Below are 255 nucleotides of genomic sequence, written 5' to 3'. Positions count from 1 at the left end.
CTATGATCTAGTTGAAAACCCCTGGGATGAAAGCACCACTCCCGGGGGTTTTCCATCCGGTTTTCGCATTGTTTTTTTCCATACGGGCGCAGCGGGGCGGGCCCGTCATCAACGGTAGGCCAGGGGGTACCGCCCGGCAACATCCCTGGCTGCGCGACCTGGCGCGATTTCGCCATGCGAGCGTCGCGTCGCAAGCTTGGGAGGGTGTTATGGCGAAGGTACCCACAGTGAAACTGAACGACGGCGGCAAGATTC

The 255-nt window shown here is 60.0% G+C and carries 1 protein-coding gene; it reads left to right on the top strand.

The window, feature by feature from the left end:
• Positions 1-26: 26 nt before the first annotated feature.
• Positions 27-255, top strand: a 229-nt coding sequence (locus SB751_RS32905; RefSeq protein WP_410749367.1) for a hypothetical protein, incomplete at its 3' end; no start/stop codon positions are given.

Source organism: Cupriavidus sp. SIMBA_020 (genome assembly GCF_046535395.1).
Taxonomy (GTDB): Bacteria; Pseudomonadota; Gammaproteobacteria; order Burkholderiales; family Burkholderiaceae; genus Cupriavidus; species Cupriavidus campinensis.
Note: the sequence above shows the minus strand (reverse complement) of the source record. Positions and strands in the feature narration are given on the sequence as shown.